This window comes from Yinghuangia soli, assembly GCF_021502675.1.
GTDB classification, from domain to species: Bacteria; Actinomycetota; Actinomycetes; order Streptomycetales; family Streptomycetaceae; genus Yinghuangia; species Yinghuangia soli.
The window spans coordinates 69,504-82,639 of sequence record NZ_JAKFHA010000022.1; the positions used below are offsets into that span (position 1 = coordinate 69,504).

The following is a 13,136-nucleotide window of genomic DNA, read 5'->3' on the forward strand; positions in this document are numbered from 1 at the left end:
CAGCAGCCGCGCGGACCGCCGCAATGCCCCCTCCGCGGACGGCGAGGCGTCCGCACGACGCCGCCCCGGCGCCTCTCCGCCCTGCTCGAGCGGACGCCCCGGCCCGCTGACCGGATCAAGCATCCGCCCCCGCAAAGGACCAAAGTCCCGGACCGAGGGCCCGGCGCGTCGCGCCCCGAACGGGCCCGGTCCGCCGACCTCACGGAATGCCTCGCCCGCCCTCTGACCTGCCCCGACGCCCGTCGGACCGGAACGGTGTCTCGTTCTTCGGTCATCTCCCTAAATGCGTTGCCCGATTGTTTAACCTTGGGGGGTGACAGCGAACGACATCGACACCTGGCGATCCCTCCCGGCGGCGCAGCAGCCCGAGTGGCCGGACTCGGAGGCCCTGCGCAACGCGCTCGCGGACCTCGCGTCCTATCCTCCGCTCGTCTTCGCCGGCGAGTGCGACCAGCTCCGCGGCCGGCTGGCCTCGGTGGCCCGGGGCGAGGCGTTCCTGCTGCAGGGCGGCGACTGCGCGGAGACCTTCGTCGGCAACACCGCCGACGCCATCAAGAACAAGCTCAAGACCCTGCTCCAGATGGCCGTGGTCCTGACCTACGCGGCCTCCGTCCCGGTGGTCAAGGTCGGCCGCATGGCCGGGCAGTACTCGAAGCCGCGCTCGTCCGGCATCGAGACCCGCGACGGCGTGACGCTGCCGACGTACCGCGGCGACGCGGTCAACGACCTGGCGTTCACCCCCGAGGCCCGCACCCCGGACCCGGAGCGCCTCAAGCGGATGTACCACTCGTCCTCCGCGACGCTGAACCTGGTGCGCGCCTTCACCACCGGCGGCTACGCCGACCTGCGCCAGGTGCACGCCTGGAACCAGGACTTCGTGGCGCTGTCGCCGTCCGGCGAGCGGTACGAGCGCCTCGCCGCCGAGATCGACGGCGCGCTGCGCTTCATGCACGCGTGCGGCGTCGACCCCGAGGAGTTCCGCACCGTCGAGTTCTTCGCCTCGCACGAGGCCCTGATCCTCGACTACGAAGCGGCCCTCACCCGGGTCGACTCGCGCACCGGCGACCTGTACGACGTCTCCGGCCACATGGTGTGGATCGGCGAGCGCACCCGCCAACTGGACGGCGCGCACGTCGAGTTCGCCTCGCGCATCCGCAACCCGATCGGCGTCAAGCTGGGCCCGACCACGACGCCCGAGGACGCCCTCGCGCTGATCGAGAAGCTCGACCCGAACCGCGAGGCGGGCCGGCTGACGTTCATCATCCGCATGGGCGCGGGCAAGGTGCGCGACGCACTGCCCACCCTGGTGGAGAAGGTCACCGCGTCCGGCGCGCAGGTCGCGTGGGTCTGCGACCCGATGCACGGCAACACGTTCGAGGCGTCCAGCGGGCACAAGACCCGCCGCTTCGACGACGTGCTCGACGAGGTCAAGGGCTTCTTCGAGGTGCACCGCGCACTGGGCACCCACCCGGGCGGCATCCACGTGGAGCTGACCGGCGACGACGTCACCGAGTGCGTCGGCGGCGGCGACGAGATCTTCGTCGACGACCTGCACCAGCGCTACGAGACGGCGTGCGACCCGCGGCTCAACCGCAGCCAGTCGCTCGACCTCGCCTTCCTCGTCGCGGAGATGTACCGGGGCCACTGAGCCCAGGGGAGTCCCCAGGAGCACCGAAGGGGCGCGTGCCGCAGGGCGCGCGCCCCTTCGCCGTTCCCGGATGGCAGGCTGGCCCCGTGATTGATCTCCGCAGCGACACCGTCACCCGTCCCACCCCCGCGATGCGCGCCGCGATGGCCGATGCCGAGGTCGGCGACGACGTCTACGCCGAGGACCCCACGGTCCGCGCCCTCGAAGAGCGCGTGGCGGGCATGTTCGGCGGCCGGCACACCGGCCTGTTCACCCCCACCGGCGTGATGGCCAACCAGATCGCGGTCCGGCTCTCGGTGCCGCCCGGCGAGGAACTCGTCCTGGACGCCGACGCGCACATCGTCGCGCACGAGGACGGCGCGGCCGCCTGGCACGGCGGCATCCAGACCCGCACCACACTCAGCCCGCGCGGCCTGCTCCGGCCCGAGGACGTCGCGAGCCTGCTGCGCGTGGGCGACACGTACACCGTCGGCACCCGCGCGGTGGCCGTCGAGCAGACCCACAACCGCGGCGGCGGCGCCGTCTACCCGCTGGCGCAGCTCCAGGCGATCCGCGACCTGACCACCGCGGCCGGGGTCGCGCTGCACTGCGACGGCGCCCGCATCTGGCACGCGCACGTCGCCACCGGCACCGCCTTCGCCGAGTACGGTGCGCTCTTCGACACCCTCTCGGTCTGCCTCTCCAAGGGCCTTGGCGCGCCCGCCGGTTCGGTGGTCCTGCTGCCCGAGGACCGGATGCCCGAGGCGCGCCGCATGCGGCACCGCATGGGCGGCGCGATGCGCCAGGCCGGCATCCTCGCGGCGGGCGGCCTGTACGCACTCGACCACCACGTCGAGCGCCTCGCCGAGGACCACGGGCACGCCCGGATGATCGCCGACCGGCTCGGCGAGGAGGGGCTCGACGTCGTCGCCCCGGAGACCAACCTGGTCCTGGTCCGGCTGCCCGAACCGCGGCCCGACGCCGCGACCGTCGTGGCCCGCTGCCGCGAGGCGGGCGTCCTGGTGTCGGGATTCGGCCCGCGCCTGGTCCGCATGGTCACGCATCTGGACGCGGACGCTTCGTCGTGCGCGAAGGCGGCCGAGGTCGTCGCGGGGGCCTGCGCGTGACCCAGGCACGGGGGACGGGCCTGGCGGGGGAGACGGCGGACAGGAAGAACGGCGGCAACAAGGCCGACAGCAACGGCAAGCGGTCCGGCGAGCAGGACGGCGAGCAGGACGGCAAGCCGGGCGCGGACCGGCCGGCTCGCCGCCGTGCCGCGCCCGCGGCTGCCGCGGGCGCGGCCTTGGCCCTGCTGCTCGGTGCCTGCGCGGACGGCGGCCGGACGACCCCGGACGCCGCCCCCGGCACCTCCGGCGCCTCGGCCGCCTCGGCTCCTGCCGCGAGCGCTGCCCCTCGGACGACCGAGGCGACCGGATCGACCGGGCCGACCGGGACGACCGGTCCGACCGCCGGATCGATCGCCACGCTCCCGGCCCGCCCGATCCCGGCCCGCACCCTGCCCGCCGGCCCGGACGGCCTGCCGCAGGTCTTCACGAACGGTCCGCGCGACCGGCCCCGGGTCGCGCTCACCTTCGACGGCGACATGACGGTCGGCATGCGCGGCCGACTGGCCGACGGGCGGACCGCGTCGTACGACAACGCCGAGTTGCTCGCCAAGCTGCGGCGGTTGCATGCGCCCGCGACGTTCTTCCTGACTGGGCTCTGGATCGACACCTATCCGCAGCAGGCCCGCGGTATCGCCACCGATCCGCTGTTCGAGGTGGCCAGCCATTCGCTGACGCACCGCGGCTTCGCGGGGCAGTGCTATGGGCTGGGCAAGGTGCCGGACGCCGAGATGGCCGGGGAGGCGCAGGCGCCCTTCGACCGGCTCCGCGACGTGGCGGGGGCGCGGACCGTGCCGTACTTCCGCTTCCCGGGCGGCTGCCTGGACGCCGCGGCGCTGCGCGGCATCGCCCCGGCCGGCCTGACGCCGGTGCAGTGGGACGTGGTGAGCGGCGACGCCGACGGCGCGAGCGGCGCGGCGATCGCGCAGCGGGTGCTGGCCCAGGTCCGCAACGGGTCGGTGGTGGTCATGCACAACTCGCTCGGCCCCGCGGCGCACACCGCGGACGCCATCGAGGCGATCGTCGAGGGGCTGCGGGCCAAGGGGTACGAACTGGTCCGGGTCTCGGACCTGGTCGCCGCATCGCTCCCGGGCTGACCGGGGCGGCAGGCGGAACGGCAGGAACGGCAGGAAACGGCAGGAAGCAGTCAGGCGGCGGGCGCGGTGGTCTCCGCGTCCGCCTGGACCACGGACAGGGTCACGGCGATGACGGGGGCGCTCGGGGCGGCGGCGGGCTCGGCCGGGGCCACCCGGTCGGCGCGGCATATACGGCCGCAGCGCTTGGTGCATCCGTCGCAGGCGCGCGTGTCGTCGCGGGGGATCATCGCGGTGATCGTCTTGACGCAGCGGCCGCAGTCGGTTCCGGCACGGCAGGAAGCGGCGATTTCGCGCATGCTGCGCGCGCCGTTCTCTATCTGGGCACTGACCTGGGTGTCGGTCACGCCGAAGCACATGCACACGTACACGGAACGTCCCCCAAGGGTGAAGTCACTAAGGTAAGGGTAACCTCACCCTTGGCGGGAAGTGAAGAGAGGCCTGCGTCACGCGGGCCGGAAATCGCCCCCGGCCGGGCCCTGCCTCCGGAGTACCGGGAGTATGCGGCGCAGATCCGCATAAAGGAAGGGCCCGCGAGGGGCGGAATCCGGCCGCCGCGGGCCGGTCTCGTCCGGCTGTCGCCGGCAATGTGCGGGCTTCGTCAGCTCTCCGGCTGCTCGATCAGCTGCGCGACGTAGAGCGGCTCGCCGAGCTTCTTGAGCAGGTCGAGCTGCGTCTCCAGGTAGTCCACGTGGGACTCCTCGTCGGCCAGGATGTCCTCGAAGATGTTCGCGGACGTCGCGTCGCCCTTCTCGCGCATGACCAGGATGCCGCCGCGGAGGCGCTCGATGGCCTCCATCTCGACGGCCAGGTCGGCCCGGAACATCTCCTCGAGCGTCTGGCCGATGCGCAGCGCGTTCAGGCGCTGGTAGTTGGGCAGGCCCTCCAGGAAGAGGATGCGGTCGGTGAGCGTCTCGGCGTGCTTCATCTCGTCGATGGACTCGTGCCGGGTCCAGGACGCGAGCTTCGCGTAGCCCCAGTGCTCCTGCAGCTTGGCGTGCAGGAAGTACTGGTTGATGGCGGTCAGCTCGGCGGTGAGCTGCTCGTTCAGGAGCTCGAGGATCTGGGGGTCGCCGTGCATCGGGATGCACCTTCCGAAAAGGGGTGGGCAGCAGGATCCGTGAGGTACTTGTGGCGTACGTGATCACGGTTATGTGAATGCTGTCACCTCATGTGCCGTAAGTTCCACGAAGGGAAGGCTTGCCTTTCATGAGAAACAACAGATCATTTGTCCCGAATGTCAATGGATTTCGGGAGTCCGGCGCGGGGACTTCCGTCCCGCAGGCCGGGGGCAGGGGCCGGTCGTGACCTGCCCCGGGGGTCTGGGACCATAGAGAACATGGGTCATACCGGAACGGGGCAAGGGGGAAGCGATTCGGCGGGCGGCACGGCCGTCACCGCCGCGACCGCCGCCGGCGCCGACCCCCGACTTCCCCCGGGCCAGCGCCTGCAGCGCGGCTGGCCGGTCCTGCATTACGGCCCGGTGCCGCGCTTCAAGCCGGACACCTGGGACTTCCGCGTGTTCGGCGCGACCGCGTTGGGCGACAAGCATGCGTGGAACCACGAGGAGTTCTCCGCGCTGCCGCGCACCACGGTGGTCGCCGACTTCCACTGCGTCACCAAGTTCAGCATGCTGAACAACGAGTGGGGCGGCGTGTCGGCCGAGACCATCCTGGAACTGGCGCCGCCCGCACCCGAGGTCACGCACGTGATGGTGTGGGCCGAGTACGGCTTCAGCTCCAACCTGCGGATCATGGACTTCGCCACCGAGCGGACCATCTTCGCCACCCACCACGACGGCGAGCCGCTCACCGCCGAACACGGCTTCCCGGTACGGCTGATCGTGCCGCAGCTGTATGCGTGGAAGGGCCCCAAGTGGGTCCGCGGCATCGAGTACATGGTCGCCGACAAGCGCGGGTTCTGGGAGGAGCGCGGCTACCACAACATCGGCGACCCGTGGCAGGAGCAGCGCTACTCGTACCAGGAGCGCGAGGGCGAAGGCCCGGACCTGTAAGGCGCCGCGACACGAACACGGCCAAGCGATACGCGAACTGCCCCCGGCTGAGGCCGGGGGCAGTTCGCGTATCGGTGCATATGCGGTCGTGCAGCTCGCGCTCAGAAGACCTTGATGGTCACCTTCGACCCGCGCGGCGCCAGGTTGTTGCCGCCCGGGCTCATGCTGGTCACGTTCTTCGGGCCGAGCGGGAACACGGTGTCCACGCTCACCTGGAAGCCCGCGGCGGTGAGGACGCGCTTGGCCTCCTCCTCGCTCATGCCGTCCACCTTGGGCACCAGCACCAGGTCGGGTCCCTTCGACATCGAGACCGTGACCTTGCCGCCCGGGTAGAGCGTGCCGAACGCCGGGTTCTGGGTGGCGACCCGGCCCGCCGGGGCGACGTCGGAGAAGACCTGTTCCGTCGCCACGTCGAGCAGCAGCTTGCGCTCCGCCAGCGCGGCGCGCGCCTCTTCCTCGGTGAGCCCGGTCAGGCTCGGCACCGGAGTCGGCATGCCGCGGCTGATCACCAGGTTGACCGGCGTGTTGCGGGGCTGCTGCGTGCCGGTCGCCGGAGTGCTCCGGACCACCTTGCCGGGGTCCTGGCTGTTGTCCTGCTGCTCGACCTTGCCGACGGCGAGCCCCGCGGACTGCAGCAGCTGCTTGGCCTCGTCGAGCGTCTTGCCGTCCAGGGCGGGTACCGCGAGGAGTTCGGGGCCCAGCGACATGGTGAGCGTGACGGTCTTGCCCTTGTCGATGCTGCGGCCCGGGACCGGGTCGGAGGCGACCACCGCGTCGCGCGGGACCGTCAGGTCGAACACGTCGACGAAGCGCACCTTCAGGCCCGCGTCCTTGAGCTGCTCGACGGCCTCGGCGCGCGGCTTGGACAGCACCGGCGGCACCTTGGTCGTCTCGCCCGCGCCCATCCGCCAGGCGACCAGGCCGATTCCGGCCGCGACCACCAGGACCACCAGGAACGCGATCATCCCGCGCGACGGGCCGCGCCGCGGCCGCCCCTTGCCGGGCGGCAGGCCGTCCGGTCCGGCGGGCCCGTCCGGGCCGTCGAAGCCGTTTGCGGCGTACGGCTGCTCGTCGAGCACCGACTCGGTGGTCAGCCCCAGCGGGCCGATCTCCAACGGGATCTCGACCTCGCGCGTGAGGTTCGCCCCGTCGTACGGACCGGGGTAGGGCGGAGGCGGGTAGGCCGCGGCGCCCGCGTACTCAGGCTGCTCGTCGTACGCCGGAGCCGGCGGCGGCAGCACGCGCTCGGCGGCGCCGAAGTCCAGTTCGGTGTCCGACAGCAGGTGCTGGCGCGTGTGCCGCACCACGGCGAGGAGCTGCTCGGCATCCGAAGGGCGCCGGTCCGCGTCGCGCGCGGTGGCCTGCGAGACCAGCGCGTCGAGCGCCGGGGACAGGCCGGGCACCGCGGCCGACGGCGGCGGCACGTCCTCGTGCACGTGCTTGTAGATGATCTCGACGGCCGAGCGTCCCTGGTAGGGCTGACGGCCGGTCAGCATTTCGTAGAGCAGTATTCCGGCGGCATATACGTCCGATACCGGGGAGGCCGCACCGCGCTCGATCTGTTCCGGCGACAGGTAGGCCACCGTCCCCACCAGGACCTTGCCGGTGGCCGCAGAAGCAGCGGCGGCGGTCGCCCGGGCCAGCCCGAAGTCCGCGACCTTGATGCCGCCGTCGTCCGAGATCAGGACGTTCTCCGGCTTCACGTCGCGGTGCACAAACCCCGCGCGGTGCGCGGCGCCCAATGCGGCGAGCGTCGGCTCCAGCACACCGAACGCCTCACGGGGCGTCAGCGTGCCGAGGTCCTGCAGCAGTTCGCGCAGCGTGCGGCCCTCGACGTACTCCATCGCCAGGAACACGACGTCGCCGTCGTGGCCCTGGTCGAACACCCCCACCACATTCGGGTGGGAAAGCCGCGCCGCGGCCTTGGCCTCCCGGATGAAGCGGTCGGTGAACGAAGCGTCGGCAGCCATCGCCGGGTGCATCACCTTCACCGCGACCGTGCGGTCCAACCGGGTGTCGAGGGCCCGGTAGACGGTGGCCATGCCGCCCGCCGCGATCCGGGACTCGACCCGGTACCGGCCGTCGAGCAGCCGCCCGACGAGGGGGTCGTCCATTGTCATGTCCACGCCTGGGATTTTACGGTCACCCTGTCATGGACGGGTCACGCGACCGGTCGGTTCCGGTCACTGATGAGCCGTCAGACGGTCCTTTTCCCGCTGGTGGGGCGTGGTACGCGCGGGCGCGCGAGATATGCCGTGCCGCTCCGCGCGCCCGCGTGCACCGGTCAGAACGCCGGGATCTCGGCCAGCCCGTCGACCGGCGACGAGGCGTGCGCGTAGTGCCGCTGCGGGATGCGGCCCGCCCGGTACGCCAGGCGCCCGCCGTCCACCGCATGGCGCATCGCGGCGGCCATCAGCGCCGGATCCTGGGCCCGGGTGACCGCACTGGCGAGCATGACCGCGGCGCAGCCCAGCTCCATCGCGAGCGCGGCGTCCGAGGCGGTGCCGATGCCGGCGTCCAGGATCACCGGGACGGTCGCCTGCTCGGTGATCAGCCGGATGTTGTGCGGGTTGCGGATGCCCAGGCCCGAGCCGATCGGCGAGCCGAGCGGCATGACCGCGGCGCAGCCGACCTGTTCGAGCCGGCGCGCCACGATCGGGTCGTCGTTGGTGTACGCCAGCACCGTGAAGCCGTCGTCGACCAGGCGCTCGGCCGCGTCGAGGAGTTCCACGGTGTCCGGGAGCAGGGTGCGCTCGTCGGCGACCACCTCGACCTTGACCCAGTTCGTCTCCAGCGCCTCGCGGGCCAGCCGCGCGGTGAGCACCGCCTCGCCGGACGTGTAGCAGCCCGCGGTGTTCGGCAGCGGCCGGATGCCCAGCTTGCGCAGCAGGTCGAGCACCGAGCCGGTGGTCGACGGGTTGAGCCGGCGCATCGCCACGGTGGTCATCTCGGTGCCGGACGCGATGAGCGCGGCCTCCAGGATGTCCAGGCTCGGGGCGCCGCCGGTCCCGGTGATCAGGCGCGAGGAGAAGACCTCGCCGCCCAGCTCGAACGGGTCGGCTGACCCTGCGCCGGTACCTGCGGCGGGGCCGCCCGGGACGGAGACGCCGGACGTGTCGGGTGCGGACTGCTGAGTGGTCACCGGGTCATCCTCCCTGCACGGCGGTGAGCACCTCGACCCGGTCGCCCGCGCCGAGCACGGTGTCCGGCCACAGGCTGCGCGGCACCACGTCCTCGTTGACCGCGACCGCGACGCCCTTGCTGGCGCTGGTCATGGTCGCCACGAGCGCGGCGACGGTGGTTCCGGGGGCGAGCGGGCGCGGCTCGCCGTTCACCGAGATCGTCTCGGTCGGCCCGTTCGGTTCGTTCGGTTCGGTCGGTTCGGTGGGCAGCGCGGTCATGCGTACGAGGCCTCCTTGGACCGGGGCTTGGACCGGGGCGAACCGGCGGCCTGGCCGGCCGCGGCAGGGATGTCGGCGGCGTGCGGGCCGGCCGCGAAGCGCTGCGGGCCCCACGGGCGGACCACCTCGGGCACGGTGCCCGCGGCGAGGAGTTCGGCGACCGCGTCGGCGGTGACCGGGGTGAGCAGGATGCCGTGCCGGTAGTGGCCGGTGGCGGCGATCAGGCCGTCCAGTGCGGTGGCGCCGATCACCGGGGCGTTGTCGGGACTCCCCGGGCGCAGCCCGGCGAACGCCTCGACCAGCGGGAGTTCGGTGATGCCGGGGACCAGCTCGCGGGCGTCGCGCAGCAGTTCGTACACACCGCCGGCCGTCACCTCGGTGTCGGACAGCTCGTGCTCGGTGGCGCCGACCACCAACTCGCCGTCCGCGCGCGGCACCAGGTACATGCTGCCGCCCTTGACCACGCCGCGGACGTTGCGGGAGAGGAACGGAGCGTACGGTTCCGGTACGCGCAGCCGCAGGATTTCGCCCTTCACCGGCCGGATCGCGGGCAGCACCCCGGGCGGCAGCCCTTCGAGGCCGTTCACTTGGTGCCCGGCGGCGAGCACGACCTGCCCGGCCGAGACCGCCGTGCCGTCGTCCAGGCGTACGCCGGTGGCCCGGTCGCCGGTCGTCACCAGTGCGGCCACCCGGCGGCGGGCCAGCGTGACGCCGGCCCGGGCGCAGGCCGCGAGCAGCCCGGCGACCAGGCGGCGGTTGTCGATCTGGTGGTCGTCCTCGACGTGCAGGCCGCCGGCCACCGCGGGCGACAGCATCGGTTCGAGGCGGCGGCACTCGCGGCTGGTCAGCCACGCCGAGGCCAGCCCGAGGCGCTCCTGGAAGGCGTGCAGATCTTTGAGCACCGCGCGGTCGTCGGCGTCCAGCGCCACCGCGAGGGTGCCGCAGGTGCGGTAGCCCGACGGCAGCCCGGAAGCCTCCTCCAGTTCGGCGGCGAAGGACGCGTAGCGCTCCGCGGAGGCCATGTTGAGCCGCAGCAGCGACTCCTCGCCGTACTGGAGTTCGGAGACCGGGGTCAGCATGCCGGCCGCGGCATGCGAGGCGCCCTGCCCCGGTTCGGGGTCGAAGACGGTGACGGACAGTCCGCGCAGCGCGGCGCGCCAGGCGACGGACAGGCCGATCACGCCGCCGCCGACGACCACGGCGTCGGCGGAAGCGGCAGTGGAAGAAGCAGAGGATGAAGAGGCGGCCGCGACGGCCGCAGAAGCCGTGCCGGCTCCGGATGAGGACATGGGTGTCGAACGCTCCCTTGCGCCGGTATGACCCGGATCAGGTTCGGACGGTCGAGGGCTGACAGCCCTCCTCTCAGCCCGGTCACACCGGGCTCCCGTGAGGCCTCCAACCCTACCTCTGCGCTTCCGGGGCACCAGGGGACCATCGTCCCGGCCGGCCCGCTCCGCGTGATCCTTGCCTCAATCAAACTCTTTGATGCGGGAGTCGCACGTGTCGACCCCTAGTGTTCGGGCCTATGGACAACGTGCTTGTCGTGGGTGCCGGCATGGCCGGCCTGCAGACCGTCGTGGGGCTGCGCGACCAGGGGTACATCGGACGGATCACCCTGCTCGGCGCCGAGCCGCACAAGCCGTACGACCGCCCGCCGCTGTCGAAGGAGGTGCTCGGCGGCAAGACCGACGACACCTCGTTCGAGGCGGACTGGGACGCCCTCGGCGTCGAGCTCCTGCTCGGCCGCACCGCCACCGCCCTGCGGCTGCGCGACGGTGCGGAAGGCGGCGAGGTCGACACCGACGCCGGGACGCTGGCGTTCGACCGGCTGGTCGTGGCCACCGGGTCGCGCGTGGTGAACCTTCCCGGCGCCGCCGAGGTGCCCGGGGTCCACGTGCTGCGCACCATCGACGACGCCCGCACGCTGCGCGCCGCGCTGGTGCCCGGTGCGCACGTCGTCGTGGTGGGGGCCGGCTGGATCGGCGCCGAGGTGGCCACCGCGGCCGCCGCCGCGGGCTGCCGCACCACCGTGGTCGAGGCGCTGCCCGCGCCGCTGGCCGGCGCGTTCCCCGAGGACATCGGCTCGCGCTTCGTGCCCTGGTACGCCGAGGCGGGCGTCGAACTCCTGCTCGGCGCCCGGGTGGACCGCCTGGAGCCGGGCGCCGTGCACCTCGCCGACGGGACCCGGCTGCCCGCCGACGCCGTGGTGGTCGGCATCGGCGTCCGCCCCGACACCGCATGGCTGCAGGGCTCCGGCATCGAGCTCGACGAGCGCGGCGCCATCGTGGTCGACGACCGCCTGCGCACCTCCGCGCCCGGCGTCTACGCGGTCGGCGACTGCACGGTCTTCACCTCCGCGCGCTACGGCGCCCGGCTGCACGTCGAGCACTGGGACAACGCCCTGCAGGCCCCGCGCACCGCGGCGGCCAACGTGGCCGGCGGCGACGCCGTGTACGACCCGGTCCCGTACTTCTGGTCCGACCAGTTCGGCCGCATGATCCAGTACGTCGGCCACCACCCGGCCGGCGACGAGCTGGTGGTCCGCGGCCCGGGCGAGGACGGCAAGTGGACGGCCGGCTGGTTCAAGGGCGACGCGCTGGTGGCGCTGCTGACCGTGGCGCGCCCGCGCGACCTCGCGCAGGGCCGCAAGCTGGTGCAGGCCGGCAGCCCGGTGGACAAGGCCAAGTTCGCCGACATCGGCACGCCCCTCAAGGACGCCGCTCTCTGAGCCGGCGCGCGGTCGGCGGGCAGCCGACGCGCAGGAGCACGGGCCGACCCTGAGGCGTCGGCCCGTTCTCCTATCCTGGTCGGGTGAGCGAGAGCCAGAGCACCCCTGAAAGCACCATCGAAAAGCTCGTCGACGAGTGGCTGACCCTGCCGGAGATCGCCGAGATGTTCGGCGTCGAGGTGACCCGGGTCCGGCAGCTCCTCAAGGAGCGCCAGTTCCTCGCGGTCCGCCGGGGCGAGAACCGCAGCCTCCAGGTGCCCGCCGCGTTCATCCAGGACAACGCCACCGTCAAGGGCCTGGCCGGCACCATCACCGTGCTGAGCGACTCCGGGTTCTCGGACACCGAGATGCTCGAGTGGCTCTTCACCGACGACGAGTCGCTGCCCGGCACGCCCATCGCGGCGCTGCGCGGCAACCGCAAGACCGAGGTCCGGCGCCGCGCGCAGGCGATGGCCGTATGACCGCCGCGGACGCTGCGGGGGCGGCCTCGCGCCGCGAGCGGCTGGCCGCCGCGCGCCTGTACCTGTGCACCGACGCCCGCGAGAAGCAGGGCGACCTCCCCGAGTTCCTGGACGCCGTGCTGGCCGCGGGCGTGCACATCGTGCAGCTGCGCCAGAAGGGCCTGGAGGCCCGCCAGGAGCTGGAGTACCTGGAGGTCTTCGCCGACGCGGCCCGCCGGCACGGCCGGCTGCTCGCCGTCAACGACCGCGCGGACGTCGCGCACGCAGCCGGCTCCGACGTCCTGCACCTGGGCCAGGACGACCTGCCGGTGCCGCACGCCCGCCGGATCATCGGCGGCGACGTGCTGATCGGGCGGTCCACGCACGCCGAGTCCGAGGTGGACGCGGCGATCGCCGAGCCCGGCGTCGACTACTTCTGCACCGGACCGGTGTGGCCGACCCCGACCAAGCCGGGCCGCCACGCACCGGGCCTGGACCTGGTCCGCTACACCGCGGAGCGCCGCCCCGAGCGGCCCTGGTTCGCCATCGGCGGCATCGACCTCGGCAACCTCGACCAGGTGGTCGAGGCCGGCGCCACCCGGGTGGTCGTGGTGCGCGCGGTCACCGAGGCGGACGACCCGGCCGCCGCGGCCGCGGAGTTCGTCCGCCGCCTGGGCGGCTAGCACTCCGGACCGTCCTACGGAGAGA

At 72.8% G+C, this 13,136-nt stretch carries 13 protein-coding genes and 1 riboswitch; of the genes, 7 read left to right on the forward strand and 6 right to left on the reverse strand.

The genetic code is table 11. The features are described 5' to 3' along the window. Positions 1 to 313 precede the first annotated feature (313 nt). The 3 genes from LZ495_RS29135 (at position 314) to LZ495_RS29145 (ending at position 3,848) form a co-directional block, all read left to right on the forward strand. Complete coding sequence (locus tag LZ495_RS29135) at positions 314 to 1,648, forward strand: class II 3-deoxy-7-phosphoheptulonate synthase (RefSeq protein WP_235055920.1); 1,335 nt, start codon at positions 314 to 316, stop codon at positions 1,646 to 1,648. Positions 1,649 to 1,734: 86 nt separating this feature from the next. Continuing rightward, a complete protein-coding gene (locus LZ495_RS29140) occupies positions 1,735 to 2,754 on the forward strand; it encodes a threonine aldolase family protein (protein ID WP_235055921.1) in 1,020 nt (339 codons plus the stop codon). After that, positions 2,751 to 3,848, forward strand: a complete 1,098-nt coding sequence (locus LZ495_RS29145) for a polysaccharide deacetylase family protein (RefSeq protein WP_235055922.1) — start codon at positions 2,751 to 2,753, stop codon at positions 3,846 to 3,848. Before LZ495_RS29140 ends, LZ495_RS29145 begins: the two co-directional genes overlap by 4 nt. 50 nt (positions 3,849 to 3,898) lie before the next feature. Here LZ495_RS29145 and LZ495_RS29150 read toward each other — a convergent pair whose 3' ends face one another. Together LZ495_RS29150 and bfr are read right to left on the reverse strand one after the other, a co-directional pair. Beyond that, positions 3,899 to 4,192 (reverse strand): (2Fe-2S)-binding protein, encoded by a 294-nt coding sequence (locus tag LZ495_RS29150; RefSeq protein WP_235055923.1) that lies wholly within the window; start codon positions 4,190 to 4,192, stop codon positions 3,899 to 3,901. Between the two features lie 254 nt (positions 4,193 to 4,446). Next, positions 4,447 to 4,926: a bacterioferritin gene (gene bfr / locus LZ495_RS29155; RefSeq protein ID WP_235055924.1), complete on the reverse strand. Its 480-nt coding sequence runs from the start codon at positions 4,924 to 4,926 to the stop codon at positions 4,447 to 4,449. A gap of 258 nt (positions 4,927 to 5,184) precedes the next feature. Between bfr and LZ495_RS29160 the strand changes: the two genes are divergently transcribed. Then, positions 5,185 to 5,859 carry a sulfite oxidase-like oxidoreductase gene (locus LZ495_RS29160; RefSeq protein WP_235055925.1) on the forward strand — a complete coding sequence of 225 codons (675 nt, stop codon included), beginning with the start codon at positions 5,185 to 5,187 and terminating at the stop codon, positions 5,857 to 5,859. Between the two features lie 101 nt (positions 5,860 to 5,960). Here the strand turns inward: LZ495_RS29160 and pknB are convergent, their stop codons facing one another. From pknB to thiO, 4 genes are all read right to left on the reverse strand, one after another. Continuing rightward, positions 5,961 to 7,985, reverse strand: a complete 2,025-nt coding sequence (pknB, locus tag LZ495_RS29165; RefSeq protein WP_443732553.1) for a Stk1 family PASTA domain-containing Ser/Thr kinase — start codon at positions 7,983 to 7,985, stop codon at positions 5,961 to 5,963. Between the two features lie 158 nt (positions 7,986 to 8,143). Beyond that, positions 8,144 to 8,905 carry a thiazole synthase gene (locus tag LZ495_RS29170; protein ID WP_235055977.1) on the reverse strand — a complete coding sequence of 254 codons (762 nt, stop codon included), beginning with the start codon at positions 8,903 to 8,905 and terminating at the stop codon, positions 8,144 to 8,146. A gap of 100 nt (positions 8,906 to 9,005) precedes the next feature. After that, positions 9,006 to 9,260 carry a sulfur carrier protein ThiS gene (thiS, locus tag LZ495_RS29175; RefSeq protein WP_235055926.1) on the reverse strand — a complete coding sequence of 85 codons (255 nt, stop codon included), beginning with the start codon at positions 9,258 to 9,260 and terminating at the stop codon, positions 9,006 to 9,008. After that, a complete protein-coding gene (gene thiO / locus LZ495_RS29180) occupies positions 9,257 to 10,549 on the reverse strand; it encodes a glycine oxidase ThiO (protein WP_235055927.1) in 1,293 nt (430 codons plus the stop codon). The genes thiS and thiO overlap by 4 nt, the downstream gene beginning before the upstream one ends. Beyond that, positions 10,546 to 10,658, reverse strand: a riboswitch (TPP riboswitch). (Overlaps the previous gene by 4 nt.) Positions 10,659 to 10,785: 127 nt before the next feature. Here thiO and LZ495_RS29185 point away from each other — a divergent pair. The 3 genes from LZ495_RS29185 (at position 10,786) to thiE (ending at position 13,111) form a co-directional block, all read left to right on the forward strand. Then, positions 10,786 to 11,988: an NAD(P)/FAD-dependent oxidoreductase gene (locus LZ495_RS29185; protein WP_235055928.1), complete on the forward strand. Its 1,203-nt coding sequence runs from the start codon at positions 10,786 to 10,788 to the stop codon at positions 11,986 to 11,988. An 83-nt stretch (positions 11,989 to 12,071) separates the two neighbouring features. After that, on the forward strand, positions 12,072 to 12,449 hold the full coding sequence (locus LZ495_RS29190; protein WP_235055929.1) for an Rv2175c family DNA-binding protein: 378 nt from the start codon (positions 12,072 to 12,074) through the stop codon (positions 12,447 to 12,449). Continuing rightward, on the forward strand, positions 12,446 to 13,111 hold the full coding sequence (gene thiE / locus LZ495_RS29195; RefSeq protein ID WP_235055930.1) for a thiamine phosphate synthase: 666 nt from the start codon (positions 12,446 to 12,448) through the stop codon (positions 13,109 to 13,111). Before LZ495_RS29190 ends, thiE begins: the two co-directional genes overlap by 4 nt. The last annotated feature ends 25 nt before the right edge of the window (positions 13,112 to 13,136 follow it).

What these genes read in the sequence shown, in the direction of transcription:
- LZ495_RS29160 (WP_235055925.1), top strand. Translation starts at nt 5,185, where the DNA reads ATGGGTCATACCGGAACGGGGCAAGGGGGAAGCGATTCGGCGGGCGGC.
- bfr (WP_235055924.1), bottom strand. Translation starts at nt 4,926, where the DNA reads ATGCACGGCGACCCCCAGATCCTCGAGCTCCTGAACGAGCAGCTCACC.
- thiO (WP_235055927.1), bottom strand. Translation starts at nt 10,549, where the DNA reads ATGTCCTCATCCGGAGCCGGCACGGCTTCTGCGGCCGTCGCGGCCGCC.
- LZ495_RS29185 (WP_235055928.1), top strand. Translation starts at nt 10,786, where the DNA reads ATGGACAACGTGCTTGTCGTGGGTGCCGGCATGGCCGGCCTGCAGACC.
- thiS (WP_235055926.1), bottom strand. Translation starts at nt 9,260, where the DNA reads ATGACCGCGCTGCCCACCGAACCGACCGAACCGAACGAACCGAACGGG.
- thiE (WP_235055930.1), top strand. Translation starts at nt 12,446, where the DNA reads ATGACCGCCGCGGACGCTGCGGGGGCGGCCTCGCGCCGCGAGCGGCTG.